Below are 21,183 nucleotides of genomic sequence, written 5' to 3'. Positions count from 1 at the left end.
CACTTGCCACTCACGACACCGGCTAGACCGTACCCCCCACGAACGTGCTCGGTCGCGGCCAGCCGACCTCCCCGATCAGCAGCCTGGCGACGGAATCGGCGCTGTAGAGGTTCGCCTCGAAGCTCTGGTTCGTCTGTGCCAACTGGAAGGCGATCAGATCTCTCGCTGCCGAATAGCGTTCCTCGTGCGCCTGGTGGATCCGCGGTTTCTCCGGGCCGTCGAACTCCAGCGGAGGCTGGTGATACCGCTTCATGATCTGCTCCGCCTGGGTGAACAACTCGACGACTTCCGGGGCGGAGGGATCCCACTGAGCGATTTCCTGGCGCGCGGTCGCGAGCAGGTCCTCACGCCGTGGCAGAGGATTGTCGGGCTTCGAATAGGCCTCCGGACCGTAGAGCCCGGAGAGTTCACGCTGCCCGTCCACCCGGAACCGGGCGAGACCGCTCTCCTCATGCCCCTCCGGCCGCGTGATCACCTCGACCTCCACCCGCGCCAGCACCTGCTCCAGCGTGATCGTCACCACCTCTTCGGGGTGCTGCGCCAGCCGCAGGCGGGCCCTCTCCTTGACGAGAGCTTCCACCTTCGCGGCACCTTCCAACGCCTGGCCCGCGGCGAAGACCGCTCCACGGACCCGCGGCAAGGCGTCCGGGCTCGCCTGGACCGCCGCGTCGACGAACCCGTCGACCATCAGGTACAAGGACGCTTTCCCGTTGTAGGTCAGGTTACCGTCCTCATCGAGCCGATCCTTGAGGTTCACCCGGGCGTTCCCGCGTGCTTGCGCGACCTCCCACTTGGTAAGGCCGACGCCGGTGAGCTCAGCCAGCGCTTCGTCCTTGTACCTGAAGCCGTCCGGTCCCCTGACCGAATCCATGGACTCGACCCAGGCACGTACCCAATCCACCTCCACGCTGAAGGTGTCTTTCACTTCCAGCCCCAGTTCCGGCAGCAGAAGAGCGCTCCGGCTCAACTGATCGACGGTTCTGAACTCACGTTCCCGGACAGCTTCGTACCAGGTCGCCGCGCGTGCTTCACCGGATGCGGGCGGACGCCAGCCGGATAGAGCCCCGTAAGGAACATTTCCATCCAGCAGCCAGCCAGGAGCGGATTCCGACTCCGGCGTCGGCGTCAGGTGGCCAGCCTGCGACACCGGAACCGACGGCCCTGACGACGAACTCGCCGCGAACGGCTGCCCTGGCCCTTCGAGAGCGCCGGCCTTGGGCTGGACCGGACCCCCTTGCGCGATTCCCTCGCTGTTCGGCACCAAGGCGGCGAAGACGCGGGTGATCTGGTCAAGATCACGAGTGGCCAAGCTTTTCTGGCCGAAATCTCCCTCGGCCAGGTCGAACTTCACGTGAGCGACGGCCGGATGCTCATCCTTCAGCGCGTAAACGACGTCGATCGGCATGCGACGCGCACCCTCTGCCGGCAAGCTGTAGTGCTTCGACAGCTGTGACGCCTCGCTTCGCGCGAGCTTTTGGATCCCTGCCGCGAGTTCCTTCCCCCAAGACATTCCGTCGCCCTCGTGCTTTCCGCCGACGGTGATCCGGATCCGCACGGGTTCCGCGCCACTGATCACCCGCCAGACTGAGGCGCGCACGGCGGTGCGGACAGCCGCCTGCACGTTCTTCGGCAGGACATTTCCCGCGTCACGCGTGATCTTTCTCTGCGGGATGTGCTCGACCGCCAAGTCCGCCAAGGCGAGCTTCGGTGGCCGCGTCCCGTCCGCCCGGACCAGATGGCTGCGGGCGTCCAGTGCGGCACCCGCGATCTTGCCGCCGAGGTACACCACACTGGTAGGAGCGATGATCGCCCCATTGCCCCAGCGCGCCTTGACGGCTTCGATCAGCTTCTTGTTGTGTGCGACGTTGCAGGAAAGCAGCCGGAAAGGACGGTTCCGGTCAGGGTGGACGCGCTGGTACGCGGAGGCGGCGAAGAAGGCATCCGCTGCCGTGTCCCCCGTCACCGTGAACCGATCCCCCAGGTCGTAGGGAAGAGCAGCGGGCAACGCCATCCAGACATTCGCCCGGCTGCCGTGCACGATCGTACGCCAGCTCGGCGCACCACCAGGAGTGAGATGCGGGTTGCCGGGTTTCGTGGGGAAGTGGAAATACCCGCCGCTCAAGAGCGGACCGGTCCGCGCGTCGACCGTCGCGAACCGGACCAGATCGACGTGGTCTCGCGGGAAGAACACCCCGTGAACCGCCGAGTCGGGAGTCTTCAAGGGGTGACTGACGAACTGTGCGGGCGTGGGCAGGACCGCCGGCACGCGGTCGAAGCCCTGCTCGGTGAGCCTGATCTGGCGGAGGCTCCTGAGCTCCACGGGGCCTCTCGCCGCGACGGTTGCCCGCGAATAGCCACCGCCCGCGAGGTCTGTCGTGAACTTCTCCAGCTCGCTGAGCCTGCCCTCGACCGGGATCAGGAACGGGGTTCGCTCATCCTGCGGCCAAGACTGGCCGTCCGCCTCCCTTCCCAGTGCCATACGGAGTTCCATACTGTCACGCAACGCCAATCCCGGTTCTCCGACGGCGGGTTCGCCGTCGGAGCGCTTCAGGTGGATCCGGCCGGCGCCGGCAGGCTTCACAAAGATCGGAAGGGCGTTGTGCCAGGGAGTTTCCACCTTCTGGCCGTCCGGCCCCAGAACCACCTGCCCCATGGTCGAGGCCGCGCCACCTGCCCAGGCCTGAACCTGTCGCAACGCGATCTCGTCCCCCTCATGCCGGACGAAAAGCGCCGCGGGCAGCCTGTCTGGGCCGAAGACCAGTTCGGTTCTGACCCGGTCCGCGAACAACCCTGAGACCAGCTGGAACCCGCTCGACGCGTCGCTGTTCGTGGCATACACGGAGTTGAACAAGCCATGGGCCGCCAACGTCGCGCTCACATCGAACCGGATCCCACCGGGCCGAGCCTCCCTCGCGTCGAAGTCGCCCACGAGCACCACAGGTTTGCGCGCGTCCGAGGCCAGTACCTGCCGTGCGCCCGGTACCGAAAGGAACAGCTCCGCGATCTCCCGTCCACCGAGCGGAAGCCGGACGTCGCGTGACCGCACGGCGACGTGGGCCACCGTGTCGTCACCGGGTACCACCATCACCAGCGGGGCAGGCTCGGAGCGAGCCGTCCCCCATTTCGCCGTGACCGCCGCGGCGATCTTCCGCGCCGTGGCCGTGGCGGGGGCCCCTGCCGTCCCGGACAGGGTGAACACGTCAGGCCCGGCCGAGAGCTCAAGATCGGGGAGCGGCGCGACCAGGCTGTAGCCGACCCGCGGAGACTGCGGGAACCTGAGACCTCCTTCGGCCATCACGTAGCGCCCCTGATAGCTGACCAGTTGCACCGGCCTGACCATGCCGATGAGGGCGTTGAGGAACTCACCGACCCTCTGATCGGATACCGTCTGGTTCTCCGAGGAGAGAACAATGATGGGCCGTCGCACCGGTTCTCGCAGATAGCGCTGGAAGGCCTCGCTGTCGTGAAGACGGCGCATGGTCTCCGCCGGAGTGAGAATTTCCGGGCCTACCCCGAACCCGGATCCACGCGGCCAGAGCCTGAGCACGAGCGGAGACGGACGATGGTCGGTGACGAGCGGCGCCCAAGGGGCGAACTCGACTTGGGTTTCCCCATACTGGTTGATTTCCCGCCGGATCATTCTCAGCGAATGCGGAGTCGCGTTCGCCCATGAACCGCTCACCACGGCCGCGTCCACGTCGTCCGGCAGCAAGGAGATCAGGTTTTCCTCACCGTACAGATTCCGTGCGGCGACCACGGAATCACCGGCATGGGTGGCCGCGTTCGTTCCGAGGACGAGCGCGCCGGGGGCGACGTCGGCGCCTCGGTGATCGCCACTGATCCGACCGTTGGGCAGGATACGCACGCTCCTGTTCGGCAGGCGCGTGGTAACCGAGATTTCAGCCAGCGAGGGTATGTCGCGCAGAGCGGCCCGAAGGCTGAACACCTCGGCCTGCGTCACATCGCAGGCGAACAGCTCGATCTGCTCGATGGCCCCCCAGGACACAAGCTCGGCGGGTACGCGGGCAAGCACCTCCGCGAGCTCACGCGAACTGTGCGGTACCAGGCTCCCATCGGCTCGGGGAAGGTCCCATCGACCCGCCCGATGATGAACCACCAAGGGAAGCGCGTCGGTTCGGGTCGGGGCGAAGGCCCTGCTGACGTGGGTGAAGTAGGCAGGGCCGACAAAAGCGACACCGGTGTTGTGCTCCAACGCCAGGGCGGCGACCCTGCCCCCGGCAGGTGAGTGCAGGGCGAACAGGCCCTTCGACGGCACCGGGGCACCACCCAGTCGTGGCATGCCGACGACATCGCCCAGCAGTCTGGCCGTTTCCTCGAGTTCTTTCAGCTCGACGCGGGCCATCAATCCGGAGGCGATCAGCTCCACAGCCCCCTCATAGCGCAAGCGATGTGCTCGGTGCAGCGGCGGTTCCTGGCCGGCGAACACGCGTGGAGGCTGGTTGTACCGGTTCATGATCTCCCTGGCTTTGGCGAAGACCGGTTCGTCCGGCTTCGTCAGCGCCAGCCTTTCCCGTGCCTGGCTCAAAAGCCTCGCGCGGCCGGGCCAGGGGTCGTTCGGATCGGTGAACGCTTCGGGCCCATACAATCCGGACAGAGCACGTTGCCCGTCGACACGAAGCCGCACCTTGCCGATCTCGACGTCACGCCGCGGGCGGGTGATCACGGAGATCGAGATCTGCCCCGAAAGCTGCTTAGCCGTCAGTGGCACGGCACCCGCGGGGTACTCCTCCAGCCGTTGTTCGACTGTCTTCTTCACCTGTGAACGCACCAAGTTCGCCCAGCCGGATTGGCCCTTCGGGACGACCACCTCACCACGTACTCGAGGCAGCTCGCCAGGATGGGCGCGCGCGGCGGCGTCGACGAAACCCTCCACCATCATGTGGATATGGCTACGCGCCTCCTCGGGCAGCTCACCACGGCCGAAGTCGAGCCTGGTCTCGTAAGCAATCCTCGCCCGGTGCCAGGCCAGCTGGGCCCCCGCCGAGTTCAAGGCGAAGCCGGACAGCTGCCGTATTTCGTCCCGGCCATAAGGGCCCGTCGGTGTCAGGTCGTCGGCCCGGGCCAGTCGCGGGCGTTCGGCATGGGCCATTTCCTGCGCCCAGTCGCCCGCCCAGTTCAGCGGGGTCGAATCCGGATCCAGAATGAGCTGCATCCGCACCAGGTTCCAGATTTCCTTTGGCAACCCGAGGATTTTCGTCCCCGTGGACAGGAAGTCGTCGAAGCGGGCCTGGTTGACGATACTGCGGTTCCGCACGTACTCGTTCAGCGTGCTCGGTTCCGCGCCGTCGAGGAACGGCCGCCAGGCAAGCACGTCCGGCGGCGTGAGTGTCCGGCCGAAGGCGGTCGGCTCACGTCCCACGAGCCCGCTCAGCGGGGTGGGCCTGGTCCCGGTCACCGTGCCCTGGGAATCGACCTCGACCCGCCCACTCCATCGGGAGAGGTATACGGCGGTGGTCAAAGCCGTGCGGAAGCCCGCGAAGAAATCCCTGACGGACTCTCGGGCCGATGGCGCGAGAGTGAGTGTTCCGTCCGGCAAACCGGTCATGTCACCGGTGACGACGGTGCCCTCAGGCAGGAAATGGACCCGCTCTCCCAAGAAGTAGGCCTCGACCTTGAGATGCGACAAAGCGGGAATCTCGGCAAGCCCGGCCTGGAGCCTTCCTGGCGCCTCCTTGGGAAGATCGCAGGCGTAGAGCACGACACGGGAGAACTTCTGCCATTCGATCAGCCTCGCCGGCATGCTGGCGAGGCTCTCGGCCAGCACCCGATAGCCGGCTGAGCCACGCTGACCGGCGGAATCCGGGAGACTGAACCGGCCGTCCCTGTGGTGCACCACAACGGGAACGGAATCGTCCGTGCGTTCGGCGAATGCCTTCACGACGTTGCCGAAGAAACGCGGGTCGACGAAGGCCACACCGGTGTTTCGCGGCAGCGCCAGCGCGGCCACTTCACGATCGGCGGACGGATGTCCGGTGATGACACGACTCAGGGTCGGTACCCCGTCGATCCGGCTCGGTCGTGGCCACCCGACGTCCGGTACCAAGTTTTCGGCGACTCTCACGGCCAGAACCGCAGACCTGGGATCCGAGCTGTACAGCATCCACGCGATCAACTCCGTTGCCGCGAGGTGACGTTCCCGGTGCGCCTGGTGCATACGTGGCGGCAGACCAGCGAACTCCTGAGGCGGCTGGTGGAACCTGTCCATGATTTCCCGTGCCCGGCTGAACTCCGGGCTGTTCCGGTCCACTCCCGCGAGCTGTTTCCGCGTCACCGCGACAAACGTCTTGAGCCGAGGAAGCGGGTTCTTCGGGTCGGAATAGGCCGACGGACCGTACAGCCCGTTCAACTCACGCTGCCCGTCGACCCGGACCTCGACGACTCCGATCCGCGGGTCCGCGTCGGCAAGGGTGAGCGCATGGACGGAGACACGTTCCGACAACTGCTTCGCCGACGTCGTCACCGTGTTCTTCGGGTATTCGGCCAACCTGGCGTTGATCGTCGAGTCGATCCGGGCGAGCAGGCTGGTCACGGTCACGGCCCCCAGAGAACGCGGACCGACGAACACCTCACCTCGTATCGAGGGTAAGGACTCCGGCCGCGCCTGTACCGCGGCGTCGACGAAGCCCTCGACCATGAGCTTGATCTTGCGCGAAGCCGGTTCGTGAAGAGTGCCGAAATCGGTCGTCCGCGTCTCCAAGTAGGCCCGGGCTCGCCCCTTCGCCGCCCCAATCTCCCAGGGACTCAGGACGTTTCCAGAGGCCTCCGCCGCTCGCTCGTCTCCGAGCCGATGCACGCTCGGGGATCCGGCCCAGTTCCTCGCCAGTTCCGGCGGCACCGCGTCGAGTTCGAGCTGGTCCTGCACCAGCTTCCACAGCTCGACGGGCATCGGCGTGGGGTTGTTCTTACCCATCAACAGCTTGAGGTTCTTGTCGTTGACGAGGCTGATGTCCCGCACCTCGTCCGCCAGGGTCTTTCCCGCCGGCGACGGTGTCCAGTTGACCAGGTCCGCCGAGGCGGCCGGTCCCCCACCCGAGGTTTCCGAAGTGCCGACGCGACCGTCGGAATGGAGATGGATCCGCCCGTCCCGCCAGGAAGCGATGGAAAGGTGCGTGCCGACCGCCCAGGAGAAGAGCGTGCCGGGGAGATCGGCCACCGACGCCAACGTGGTCTTTCCCGGCAGCATCGAAGCGAGGAGAGCCTGAGAGTTTCTCGCGTTCGCGTACGGAGTGCCCCGGCCGTCGTGGACCGTGACCAAGTCGCTGCTCGCGGCCGGACCGGTCGCCTGCCGCACCACCGCGGGAACACGCTCCGGTCCGCTCTCTTGCCGGGCTTTGCCCTTCCCGGAGACGGTGTCCCGTTGCGCAAAGAGCGATTCAGGAGCCGAAACCTCGTGCTCGGCCACCCACGAGACGAACTCCTGAGGAGTCAGCTCGGACCGCGAGGCGTCCGACCCCACTTCGAACAACGGCCCGTCATCCGACAGCACGGCCCATACCCGCACCGGGCCACCGGCGGAATCGAACATCCGTCCCTCGGTGCCTGCCAACCGCTCCCACAATCCGGCCAGCGCGTCACCGTCCGGCAACCGCGACGCCACGTCGACCATCCGCTCGGATCCCGTGGACCTCGACGAACCGGCTTCGCTCGCCTGCCCGGCTCGATCATCGCGCGGCGCACCGCCCAGAAGCCTGCTTTCCCGGGGCCAGCCCACGGTGGCGACCAAGGCCCGGGCTCGTGTTTCCGCCGCCCATACCTCTTCGCCCGGAATGATGGGCACCACCCGGACCAAGTCCCAAGCGACGAGATCGTTGGCGGCCCGGTGACGCTCCCGATGCGCCTGATGCAACCGAGGGGGTTCCTGGTCGGCGAACACGCGAGGCGGCTGGTGGTACATGTTCATGATCTCGCGCGCCTGGGCGAACGCCGGATGATCCTCGGCCATCCGGACGAGCACCTTGCGTGCCTCTTCCAAGTGCGTTTGGTGCGAGGGAAGCGGGTTGGCCGGGTCGGTGTACATCTCGGGGCCGTAGAGCCCGGACAGCCTCCGCTGCCCTTCCACCCGCACCTGGACGACCCCGATCCGAGGGTCACCGTCGGGCCTGGTGACCGCGGTGATGGACACACGGGCGAGCAACTGCTCGACCGACAACGACCTCACGTGCGCCGGATACTGCTGTAGCCGGGAATCGATCTTGTGCCCGGCCACCGTCCGCAGATGGGACACCCCGGTGGACGAGCCCGGTGCGACGAAGACCGCGACCTGGATTTCCGGAAGTATCCGTGGGGGCGGCTGCAACGCGGCGTCGACGAATCCGTCGATCATCAGGCCGATGGAGAAGTGCCGGTCGATTCCGTCGAGCTCACCACTGGCGCTCAGGCGGGTTTCGAAGGTGGTTCGCGCGCGATTCCATGCCTGCTGCACCTCGGAGGGGTTCAGCAACCCTCCCGAAGCCGCCGCGACACCGTACGTCCCGCCGAACCGTGCTTGGAGCGGCTGGCGTGGGCTCATGTTCTCGGCCCAGGCCCGTGCCCAGCTTGCCGGTGTCCCGTCGTTCCTGAGGTGTTCTCGTACCATCTCCCAAAGTTCGAGAGGCATCATGGCCAGCGCGTTGGACCCGATGAAGCCGTCGAAGTTGCGCTGTCCGGCGATGGTGTGGTTCTCCGCCACGTACGCGTCGAGGGTGCGCGGCCCCGGCGTATCCGGAAACGGTGGCTGCCACGCGATCACATCGGCGGGCGGAGGCGGCTCTTCCGGCGTCGTGGAAGCCGCGGCCCTCGACGAACCGGCTTCCGTCGACGGAGCAGGCTGGTCGGCCCGCGGCGCGCCGCCCACGACTCCGCCTCGACGTGGCCAGCCCACCGCCGTGACCAGGCCACGCGCCCGCTCGATCGCGGCCTGCTCGCCATTCCAGAGCAGTTCCCAAGCGACCAGGTCCGTGGCGGCCCGATGACGTTCCCGGTGTGCCTGGTGCACCCGCGACGGCTCCCGCTCCACGAAGACCCGGGGAGGCTGGTGCAGTCGATTCATGATCTCTCCGGCCCGGGCGAGAACCGGAGCACCGTCGGCCAGCCGCGCGAGATCCGCACGCGCCTGGTCCAGCTCCTTCCAGTGGCGACTCGGGCGATCGCCCGGCAGGGAATAGGCCTCGGGACCGTAGAGACCACTCAGCGCACGCTGCCCCTCCACATGGACCTGCACGACACCGATCTGCGGATCGCCCTCGGGACGGGTGAGCGCGGAGACCGACACCTGGGCGAGCAGCTGGTCCGCCGTGACCGTCACCACGCCAGGCGGATAACTGCTCAGCCGCAGCCGGATCCGGGACTCGACCACCGCGCCGAGCCCGTCGGTACCGGCCAGGGAACCCGGCGCCACGAACACCGCGCTCCGCACTCGCGGCAACGAAGCCGTCGGCGCCTGCACCGCGGCGTCGACGAACCCGTCCACCATGTACTCGATACGAACCCTGTCCTCCGCGGGGATCGCGTGGTGCTCGTCCAGGCGGGTTTCCTGCGAAACCCTCGCGCGGCCCCACGCCTGCGCGACCTCCCAGGCGTTCACCACGTGACCCGACTCCCGGGCGAAGGTGTCCGCCTCGTGGAAGCTTCCCAAGGGGTGGTGGGGAGAACCCGTGCCTTCGAGCCAGGCGCGGACCCAGCTCTCCGGCATGGGCTCGCCCATGCGATCCCGCACCTCCGGCGACTCGCCGCTCCCTAACCTGGCGGCCAAACGGCTGTTCAGGTCGGAGACCGCCAACTGGCGCGCGTGACCGAGCAATGTGCTTCCGGAGTCCCCGGGACGCCAGGTGAGGAACTCGGCCGGGGGAACCCCGTCCTCCCCGAACCGCGCCACCGACAACCCCGGATCGGCCGAAGCCGGGTCGGCCAGGACCGGGACGATGGCGCCCGGCGGAGTCAGCGAAAGCGTCCCGTCCGGCAACGCGCGCTGATCACCGAAGAGCACGTCGCTGTCCGGCGTGATGTGGATGCGCGTGTTGAGCTTGATCGCTTCGACATCGAGGTGTGCCAGCACCGGCAGCTTGACCAAGGCGGCCTTGAGCTTGCTCAAGCTCTCGTTCGTCAGATCGCAGGCGAAGAGGGAGATCTTGGAGAATTGCACCCACGTCACCAGGCTCAGCGGTTGGCTCGCGAGCGCCTCGGCGAACTTGAAGGGGTCATGGGGGATCTCCCGCTTCCGCGCGTCCGGCAGGAAGAACCGGCCATCGCGGTGGTGAACGGCCACCGGGATCCGGTCGTCCGGGTGGTTTTCGAAGACCCCCGTCAGGTTGCGAGTGAAAGCCGGGTCGACGAAAGCCACACCCAGGTTGAGCGGCAAGGGCAGAGCGGTGATCTCGTCGGCCGGTCGCCGGACCGGAGCGGCTTGGGCACCGAGTCCGCCCACCGTCAGGTGCCCGTCCGAGGTGACGAGGAGCGGCGCCTTCCCCCGCTCGAACTCGTGGCGCACGGTCGCACCGAGGTCGCGGCTCAACGCGGAACCGAGGAGCTCCAGATCCGCCCGGTCGCGTCCGGACAGCATGATCTCGTCGGCGTGGTTCCACGCGCTCCCCCGCAGCGCCGCCGCCAGCTGGTGGGGCTGTGGCCGCTCGCCGTCCTTGGCCAGGACCAGCTCGAACATCCCCGGCCTCGCCGTACCTGGCACCGGCCGGGAATCCCGCGCCCCCGCCCAGAGCCCCCCGCTGAACGGGACGGTCAGCAACGGCCCATGGGTCCGGGCCGCCGGGAAGAGGGAAAGAGGGGCCGCGAGGCCCTTTTCTTCCGCCCAGTCCCTGAAGGCGGCCGGATTCAGCTCGACCGGACGGCCTTCCGGGTCCGTGACGGCGAAGACCTGTCCGTCGGCGGACCTCCTCGCCTGAACGAACACCGCGAGTTCGGCACCGGCCAGCACGTGTCCCGCCCCGGCCGCGAGCCGCTCCCAGAACGCGGCCAGCTCGACTCCGTCCGAAAGCCAGGAAGCCAGGGGAACCCGGGACGTGAGTTCACCCGGCCTCGACGGAACATCCGACGCGGGCAGCACTCCCTCCGCGACGTAACGGGCGTAGGCGTCCGCGCGCGCGGCGTGCGTCTCCAGGCCGACACCGGCCACGACGGCGAACTGCTGCATCGCGTTCGCCCACTGTTCGCTGAGGCCGTGCCAGGCCTTCGGGTCCTGCCGCTCCCGGTCGGCCAGGTCGGCAGTCGTATCGAGCGCCTTGCGCAGGGTCTCCCTGATCGCCCTCGCCGCCTTGACGAGCTGTTCCTCCCGCGCGGGCTGGACCTCCAGCCCGGCGTAGCGGTCGCCGTCGTTGAGGAACCTGGTGACCCCTGCGACGCCGAGCACGATCAGCCCGGTGAGCAGGGGCACTCTCGCCCGCAGGGCGGAGTTCACCGCGGCTCCGGCCGGGGCCCGGCGATCCGGTTCGAGTTCACCTGCCGCGTACAGCGCTTCCTTCACCGCGTCCGGATTGGAGAGCAGAGTGTGGAAAGCCGGGTGCTGTAGCAGGTAGTCGCGCCCCACCCGGGGCAAGTTCACCGTGGCAAGGTGGGCCAGCCGGGTCAGGAGCGCCTCGTCCTTTTGCGGGCCCAGACCGGCGAAAAGGCCTCCCTCGCGGAAAGGGTTGTTCTCCTGTTCCAACTGATGGGCAAGGGTGTCCAGCAGGCGTCCGAAGGTCTCGGGGAACACCGGCCGGATCGTCTGCCGGTGTGTGACGCCGTCGATGTCGACCTCACGGACCGGGATGTTCCCGGTGGTGAACATCGCCCCGCGGACCATGTCGAGGACTTGGCGGGCGATCGGCGCGGGGACGTTGTCGAGCGCGGTCTCGAGGCGCTGGAAGCGCTCGTCGACCTCCACCCGGACGGCGGGCCGGTCGGTCGTTCCGCCCAAGGCGGCGAATTCCTTGCGCAGGATCTTGAGATCTTTCTCCCGGCTCACGGCGCGATGCACGGAGGTGGCGTCGCTTCGCGCCTCGCCGGCGGGATTCCTGGCACTCGCGGCTTTGATCGTCCGGTCACTGGCGAATGTGGACGTCCGGCTGATGGCGGTGGGCACCCTGATCGCGATCGACGGGATGCCCGGCGCGAGCCCGCCGCGGGTCCCGGCGGGCGGCTCCAGACCGAGCGCGGCCAGCCCCGCGCGGTCGACGAGCAGATCGATCCGGCCATCCGGGCCGATCCGGAGGGGTTTGCCCTCCTTCCCGTTGGCCTGCTTGAAGATCATCGTGAAATCCGGGACCGCGCTGACCCAGAAGACACCATCGCCCCGGCCTTCCGGGGTCCCGCCGAGTTCGATCGGGACCTCTTCGGCGGGAGCTCCGAACTGCCGTTCCTTGCCGAGTTCCCCGACCAGCCCCGAGACCGGCCCACCGAGCAGCCCGCCCGAGACCGTGCCCTCGTGCGAGCGCTCGACGGTGGCCTTCGTCGCGGCGTCGCGGCCGACGGTCAGCGACGCGCCCTCGATCTCCCGGACGAGGTACCGGTCCCCCAGATCCAGCTTGATCCTGACGGAGTCGATGGTCGTACGGCTGCCCACGTCGACGAGGTAGCCGTCCTCGGACAGCAAGGACGGCAGGCGTCGTCCCAGCAAGGGCGCCTGCGTGGCGACCAGGACGGCGAACGTGCGCTCCGCGTTCATGCTTTCGACGGTCTTGTGGATCTCCGCGTAGAGTTTCGGCGCCTCGACGGGGAACCCCCAGAGCGCCGCGTCGTCCGGCCAGGAGGCACCGCGCCCATCGTCGGCCCAATGCTCGCGCAGAGAGCCGGTCATGGTCGGCGAGGGAGAGCCGCTGTCGGTCAGGAAAGCGGGCAGCGTGGAGCGCACCACGGCGTCCAAGGTCGACGGACTCAGCTTTTCGATTTCCCGCACATGCTGATGGCGGATACCCGGCACGTGGCGGGCATAGACCCCGGACCTAGCCCAGGGATGGACCTCCACCCAGACCTCGAGATCGTGGGTCCGCTGCGTCGCTTTGCCGTTCCAGGCGAATTTGACGGTCGTGGCGGCGGCCCACTCAGGTCCGCGGAAGGTCGTCCGCGCTCCCTGCACCCCGGCGTGCGGGGCGATCGCTTGGTCCAGTCCGAGTTTCGACGACCCGGTGAACTCCGGAATCGGCAGCTTCGGCGTGCCCTCCGCGGTAACGCCGTAGGACTTCTCCCAGGCGACGCCGTCACGGTGCCGCGTCGTCGTCGTACTGGACGACTCGACGCGGTAGTCGAAGCCGGCCGGATTCTCCTGGCCATGCGGCAACCTGGCCTTCAGTACCAATACTTGTTCGAGCTTTCCCGAGTCGAGGAACCGCCTCCCGAACCGCACGGCGCCACCACGGAGCATGGCGCGCACGGTGTCGCCGAAGCCGCCGAGCGCGAGGTGCGTCCCGAGACTTCCCAGCATTTCGTCGTGCAGTTCCCTGAATTCGCGCTGGACCTTCGGCTCGGTGATCTTGGCTTCCCAGGCGCGCAATTCCGTCGTCAGGTTCGCGATCAGCCGAGGCACCACCGACGAGTCCGCCGGGTCGAGATCACCAAGGATGTCTTCGGGGCCGTTACCGGACGAGGACCGGGCCTGAGTCCCGGCGGAGAGAGCCTTCTGGTCGTCCGGGTGCAGCTTCTTGAGTTCAGCGGGCGGGAGTTCGCCGATCTCGGCGAGCGCCGACGCGGGAACCCAGCGGAGTTCCGCCATCGGGACGTACTTCTCCAGAGACCGGCTCTTCGCTTCTCCGGTATGCCGTCCGCCGAGCATCCCGGTGCGCCCTTCGAGCACCGACAGCGCCAAGCGGTGCCGGTGATCCCAAGCGACCAGGTAGCCACGCTCGGTCGTCTCGCGGTGGGTCTCGTCCACCACCGTTTCGGAGCCGTCGTCGCTCCGCTCGCGGGCCAGTCCTGCCTTGGCTTCGGCACCGACGGTCGCCAGGCCACCGGTGGGCACCGTGGCCTTGGCGGAGGCTCCGGCACCGAGTTTCCTGCGCTCCTCGGGGGACAGCTCCGTCGTCGTCCGTGTCGTGTCGGCGAAAACGTGCGCGTCGTCCCGGCGGAGAATCTGCGGCTCCAGGAGATCCGTCTTCAGTTCCGCGGTGCCGTGCAGGTCGCGGCTACCGGTCGCGAAGAAGCCACCTTCGTTGAAGCTGTCCAACGGAAGCACGTCGGATTTGGCGGTCAGCGGCAGCCTGGCCTGACGTGCGGCGTGGCCGGCCCAGGTTTCGATCTTCTGCTGCGAGGCGTCGCGCGCGGACTCACCCTCGTGGTGAATCCCGAGCGGTGTGGGCTTTTCCCCGGCCGCGAGGTGCTTGACCGCGCCGGCGACCCGATCGCGGGTCCGGTCCGGTTCGGGCAGCAACCCCGAGAACCCTTCGATGATGGTCGCCGGGAAGTCCAGGAGGGCTTGCAGCGAGTCGAGCTCGGAGCGGACCGGCCGTCCTCCCGGCCTCAGCGCCGAAGTGTTCAACCCGGCTTGATCGCCCCAAGTGGTTTCGTCGAGATGCTCGATCCCCACCCCGACCCTGACCCCCCGCCGGGCCGGCGCCGCCACCTGGAGCCGTGCCTGGAGTCCGGGAATCGGTACCCCGGCCTCCGGATCCTCGAACTCGAGCTCCTTGTCGATGTTCGCCCAATCGGTGCCCACCCGGAAGTTGAGGGTCATCGGGTAGTTGAAGAGGTGGACGGCGTCCGCGCCGCCGGGCCAGCCCTGTTCCTTCCGGATTGACTGGCCGACGTTCCAGGCCCGCTCGTGTTCCCGCGAAGCCGACACGGACCCGAGGATCGTCACCGGCCCGGCGTCCGCCTCGACCTCGATCGACAGCATGCCCTCCCGCAAGCGGGAACTGCCGACCTGTGAGGTCTCACCGACGGCCACCTTGCTCGCGAGCTCTTTCCACGTGGCCTGCTTGACGTAGTGTCCACGCCCTCGCGCCACCTGGGCGTCGATGAAGAGACTCCGCTCCCCGGGTAGCGGCATGCGCGTTCCGGCGACCAGTTCCCGCACTCGCCCGGGTTCGCCCAGCAGCGCGGCCAGGTCGTCCTGCACCGCCTGGCTCTGGTGGTCGGTGATCTCCTCCTCGCCCCGCAGCACGGCCGCCACGATGCCCGCGATGGTCTTCCGATCGCTTTCGGCGATCTTCCAGTGCGATGCGGCCCTGTCTGGCACCTCTTTCACGGTCATCCCCGCTTTGGAGGACGCCTGGCCGTCACTGCCCGAGCCGAAGGCCATGGAGGATTCCGAGTCCATCTGCCCCGCCTCGGCGAGATAGACGTGCACGGACCCGGGCACCACCAGTTCGTACACCCGGCCATCACGGGTCGACGGCCGCCGGCCCGCGCTGGAGCCCGAACCACGGCTGACCGGGCGATCGCCGGATTCCGGCATGATCGTCACGGCGAACGGGAAGTCCTCATCGTGTTTTTCGAACGCGCCGTGGAGCTGTTCGATCGATTCGTGTTCGAGGCTGGTGGCGTGACGCTCCGAATCGGAGGCGGACCGCGCGTAGGAGGCGTTCACCGAAACCTTGGCGCCGACCAGGTCCGAGAGCGATTCACCGAATCCGCTCCCGAGCGATCCGCCCCATTCCCGCGTGCCGCTCCGCTCGTCCGTGTCGAGCGCGCTGCTCGACCGGCGATGACCGATCGAACTCTGGCTGCCGCCCGCGTGGGAGGAATGCGGCCGCGACCCTGCTTCCGGTTTGTGCCTGCGGACCAGGATTTCCAGCCGTTCACGGTGCCTGAACTCGAACGTCCGTTTCGCGAGACCGCCGGTGACGAGTTCCTTGCCGTGGTCGCCACCGAGATTGTCCAGCCAGGTCTTGAGGGCGACGACCTCGCCGTCACGCCGTTCTTTGAGGTCGAGCTGTTCGACGATGGCGTCGAAGACCTTCTTCGTCCCCTTGAGTTCGACGTGCTTGATGCGTTTGTGCACTTCGGCGAAGTCGATCGCCCGCTGCCCGGAGGGTCTGCCACCGGCCGGATCGGCCGGGGTCAGCGGTTCCACGGGTGCGTTCTTGGGCCAGTCGAGTTCGAGGTCGAGGACCACTTCGTCGCCCGGGTCGCGCTCCCGGGTCCCCCGTGAGTGCGCCTTTTCGAAGACCTTGACCCGATACGTCACGTCATGCCGCGAGCGAGTGCCTTGCCGTTGTTCGGTCACGTCGAACGCGCTGCTCGACGTCCGCTTCGCCACGACGCCGCTCTGGGAAGCCGAGCCGATCCCCCGGATCCCGCCGGAGACGGTCACCGGCCCGGCGGGAGCGCTGAAGCTCGTCGGATTCACCGGTGTCCGCTCGATCTGGTCGGCGGCCTGGATCGTTTTCGCCAGATGCTCGCTCGACGTCACCGATTCCGTCGTCCGGTCGATGGGATTCCGCGCCGTGTCGATGGCGTGCACCTCGACGGTGACGTTCAGCCGAGGGCTGATGTCCTGCTTCAGGCCGTCGAGAGTCGCGCCGAAATCCGCGAGCTTGGCGTCTGAAAGGTTTTCCCGCACCCACTCTTCGTACTTGGGCACCTTGGCCAGAACGGCCGCCCGGATGGGTTCGAAATCCGGTACCGCGACCAAGGAAGGACGGACGAGCCGGGCGTACCCCGCCCGCGCCTCGGCGTCGCTTTCGATGAGCGTGGGCATCGAAGGCGAGAGCGGGAGGGTGCCGAGCGACGGGTTCGACCTCCGCCACAATCCTCGCGTGCCGCTGTCGGATCCCTGGGAACGCGGCCGCGACCCGGACGAGCCGCGGCGGTGGGTCGACAGCGGCGGCGGTGGGTCGGGGTCCTTCTTGGGTTTCGGGGCTTCGGCGGGCCGGTGCATCGAGTTGTACGGCTCGCTGGAGACGACGGAGGTCGAGCCGGCCCGCGCCGGGTCCGGGTTGCGGAGCCCGCCGCCGTGGTCTCCGGCGGCGAGGGACAGTCCGTCGAGAACGGCCATGGTCTCGCGCGCGATGAACCGCTCCGTCTCGGGGGATGGCCCCATGATGCCCCGCACCTGCTCGCGTCGGGCGCCGGCGGTCGCATCGCGATAACCGTCCTTACCGCCCGCGGCGTGGATGATCTCGTGCAGCATGGCGCCCGTACCGGAACCGAGGAACCACTGGACCTGGTTGGTCTCGCCTTCCCCGTTCTTGACGGTGACCGGAAGGCTCTCCCCGGAGTACCGGTCCCAGCCCTCGGCGAACCCGTCCGCGGCAACGGCTTCCAGACGCAAGTGGGCCCGGTCGCCGTTGCCGAGACGCAAGAGGTGCGGATCGGTGGCGGCTTCGAGCGTGGCGAGTTCCTTTTGCAGCGACTCGATGAGGGTTTCCCGGGTCTTCTGATCGACGTCGTCGGAAACCAGGGCCAGCGGGACCGCGATCTCCCGGATCCAGGTCCCGTTGGCCACCTGGCCCCGCCGGACGGTGAACCGGATCTGCGTGATCCGGCCGCCCAGCTTGCCGTCGTCGCTCTCACCTTTGGCGTAGGGCTCGAAGCGCTCCGCCTTGTAGGGCGTCGCCGTCAGTGTCCCTCGCAGTTTTTCCCACTCCGCCCACTCCGCGCGGCCCATCCGCGCCGGGGGCTCCTCGCCGTGGACCGCGGTGTGCGGGGTCTCGTCGACATAGGCGACCGGGATCAGCAACGCCTCGTCGGAATCGGCCTCGTCGCGGGTCTGTCCACGGTTTTCGTCGCGTCCGACGCCGGTGGCCGGACGTCCCGGCGCGTCGGCCGTGACCGAGGTCCGGACCTCCGCCGCCCGTGCGATCGGTTCGGCGATCTTCCTGTCCGGTTCCAGCCGCGCGGGCGCCGGGCGGCTGGACGTGTCGGACGACTGAGCGGTGTGCGCGGCCGCCTCCGTGACCGGCTTGCCTTCGACCCGGGCAGGGGTCGCCGCGCCCGATCGTCCGCTCTGTGCCCCTGCGGTCTCGACCTTGGGCTCCGTGAGTTCTGTCTTCCCTGGCCTGGCAGGCAGGTCGCCGGTCGTGCGTTCGGGAGCGGATTTCTCCGGGAGAGTCGCGCGGTCGCTCGTCGTTGTTTCGGCGGCCGCCGGACGGGTGACCGCCGGCTGCGGCCGGTTCTGCGGGCTTTCCGCCGCGATCGGTGCGGGTTCGGAAACCGCAGGTGCTTCGGGAGCCGGCGCGGGCTCTGTGGTGGTGGTCGCGGGAGCACTCTCGACGCGCTGCGGGCCGGTCGACGCCGTGTCGACGGCCTTCGCCTCGGGTACCTGTGCGGAAGTGGCCACGTCGGTGTCTCGCGCGGCCGCTGTTTCGGACACGGCACCGGGATTCCGCTCCGGCGCGGCCCTGCCTGCTTCGGCACCGGAGGTCGTCTGCGCGGCGGGTGTGGCCGTGGAAGGCCCGTTGGTGGCGGTGCTGGTCGTCGCGGTCGTGGCGGTATTCGTGCTGGACGTGGTGGTCGTGGCGCCGGCCGTGGCGGTGGTGGTGGTGCTCGCGGCGGTTGCAGGGCCGGCCGTCGCGGTAGTGGGGGTGGCGTGGCCACCGTTCACCGCCCCCGGCTGCGGTTGTGCCGCCGTCGTGAGGAAGTGCGCCGTTGTCCCCTCTGCGGCGAAAGCCGGGCTCGTGACGCCCGCCGGCTCGTCCTTCTGTCCGATGTGGACCGTCGAACTCGTGTCAGCCGCCGAAACCACCGCGCCTGCGGGGTTCTCGTGGACCGCGGGGGTGAAGAGAGTGCCGATCGCCTGCCCCGGCGTAGTCGAGGCCACGAGACGCTGTGCCGCATCGGCCGCGATCGTGTCCGCATAGGACGGTGGCGGTTCGAGGAAGAGCCGTTCCCCGGTGGTGACGCCGCCGTCGGCCTTGCCACCGGCTTTGACGTCGGCCGTGAAGTCGGTCTTGATGTCGGCGACGGGGACCTTCGCCTCGCTGCCGGTCTTGACGTCCGTCTTGATGTCCGTCTTGACGTCGGCGGCCGGGATCGTGAACTCCACCGCCTTCGGCAAATGCCCCAGATCGACCAGCAGCGCGTCGAGGCGGCCACCAGCGCCACCACCGCCGCGGCCACCCCCGAACCCCGACAACGCCCCCAGCATCCCCAGCCACGGACTCGCGTGTGGCGACCCGGTCGCCAGGTTGATCACCGGCGCGGTGATGAACACCACGCCGACCTGCCCGATCCCGTACGACAGATGTCCCAGCGCCTCCACCGAGCCGGGGATCGCCCGCGGCGCAACCGCCAGGCGCTCCCCCGCCTCCTTCAACGTCTCCAGCGTCACCCCCTCAGCCTTCATCCGCTCCGCCAGCAACCTCGCCGCTTCGTTGTCCCCCCACCCCGCCGCGGCACTCCTCGCCCACACCGCACCCGCGTGGAAGATCCCCGCGAACGCGCCACCCAGTGCCCCGCCACCGAACGAGCCCAGCAACGACTTGCCGTCCAGCTCGTCACGTTTGCCCGCCGCGATCTGCCCGGTCTGGATCGACAGATCCAGACCACCCATGATCCCCGCGCCCGCCAGCGCGAACTTCACCGTATGCGGTGTCGCGGCCACCACTCCGGCGCCGATCGCCTTCACCAGGCGGATCCCGAGTTCCTGGTTGAGCTTCATCGTGACCAGGGCGTGCATCTTCGCCACCAGACCACGCCAAATCGCCATCAACGCCTGCCGGGCCGTCAACTGCGCCAACCCCACGAACGCCGCACCGATCAACGTCGCCAGCAAATGAATGATCGTCGCCAGCGCCATCGCCGCCATCGCGATCATCATGACCTTGGCCTTCACCACGTCCGCCGCGGCCGTTTTCGCCATCCCCGCCAGACCCGACGCCGACTCCCCCAACGCCTCGACCCCGGACACCACGTCACCGCCCAGATAGGACGTGAAGAACTCCCCCGTCTCCCCCACCAGCGCGGCCGGAACCCCCACACCACCGGCCCGAACCGCCTCGCGGTACTCCTCGGCGGCGGCCTCGAACTCACGCCACGCCCGCGCCAGCTCGGACAGCGCCGCGTCGTCACCCTCCGGCCACGGCATCCCCAACGTCACCAAAAAGAAGGTCTGCAACTCGGCAGGCAACTTGACCGAACCACCCGACACTTCTCTCACCTCCCCTCGAAATCGTTGTGTGCCAGAACGTTGTCCGCTCATGAGCGATCCGGGCCGTTGGTACGGCCCGGATCGGTCGGGACGGTGCCGTGGGTCGTCAGGCGAGTTTGAGCCGGTATGCCTGCATCGCCAGGGTGAGCGGGTAGTAGAAACTGACCCGGTCGTCACCGCCGGAAAGAGTGCCGAGACCGCGGGTCCCGGCATACGCCGGACCGCCGGAGTCACCGGGCAGCGTCACGATCTCCGCGATGAACGTGTTGTTGATGACGCCGACGTCGGTGTTGACCGACTGATTCACCGCGATGATCCGGCCCGCGCGTGTCCCTGTCGTCTTGCCGTGCGACTGGATCTGCTGCCCCACAAGGGGAACCGCCGCGGAGGTGATGCGCTGACCGTTGACGATCTGTCCCGGCCCGGTGCCGTTCGGGCGCGCGAGCAGACCGGTGTCCGCGCCGGGACAGTCACTGGCGACGACCGGCGCGCCCGTGACGTCGCCACCGGACCATGTTCCACCGGCGTTCGTGCAGTGCCCGGCGGTGAGCATGAACGGCTGGCCGTCGCGCGTGACGTTGAAGCCCAGCGAACAGTTGGCGCCGGCGCTGCTGCTGATCTGCTCGCCACCCGCGATGTGCAGGGACAGCTTCCCGGTGCGCCGCTCGATCCGGACGCTGTCGCCGAACGCCGCGGCGGCCGCGGTGACCCGGTCGGCGGACGTCTTCGTCGCCGTGTCGTAGACGGTGACGACGACCTGGTTGGCGCTCGTGTCGATGCCCCATGCGGTCTGGGGGACGTTCCTGATCTTGTCCAGCTGGTTCTTCACTTCGGTCAGGGCCGAAAGGGAACGCTTGACCTTTTTCGCCTTGAGCCCGGCGGAGCGCACCTTCCGCTCGGCGGCGTCGTCGACGACATTGACGACGGCTTTCCCGTTCTCGAGGTGGATTCCCCCGGACGCGAAGCCGACCGAATCAGCGACACGGGTGGCGACGTCGACCGAACCCTGCGCGGACGATGTCGCGGGAATAGCGGCCGTGGCCGCCAGCAGTGCGATCAGTGCGGCGAACAAGGTGAGCAGTCTTCGGTATCGCAATGTTCCTCCTCGGGCCCAGTGCTCCTTCAAGCCACCTTCGCCGCACGGGTCTCTTCCGTCCACATCATCGGACGGG

2 protein-coding genes are annotated in these 21,183 nt (G+C 68.2%); both read right to left on the bottom strand.

What is annotated here, in order from left to right; genetic code table 11:
- Window positions 1-22: 22 nt before the first annotated feature.
- A complete protein-coding gene (locus tag IE302_RS41850) occupies window positions 23-20,188 on the bottom strand; it encodes a WXG100-like domain-containing protein (protein WP_191260024.1) in 20,166 nt (6,721 codons plus the stop codon).
- Window positions 20,118-21,107, bottom strand: coding sequence for a S1 family peptidase (locus tag IE302_RS41845; RefSeq protein ID WP_191260023.1), 990 nt, complete (start codon window positions 21,105-21,107; stop codon window positions 20,118-20,120). The genes IE302_RS41850 and IE302_RS41845 overlap by 71 nt, the downstream gene beginning before the upstream one ends.
- Between the last annotated feature and the right edge of the window lie 76 nt (window positions 21,108-21,183).

The sequence above is a fragment of the Amycolatopsis oliviviridis genome (assembly GCF_014654365.1).
Lineage (GTDB): Bacteria > Actinomycetota > Actinomycetes > Mycobacteriales > Pseudonocardiaceae > Amycolatopsis > Amycolatopsis oliviviridis.
This window is presented reverse-complemented; position numbering and strand designations above follow the sequence as displayed.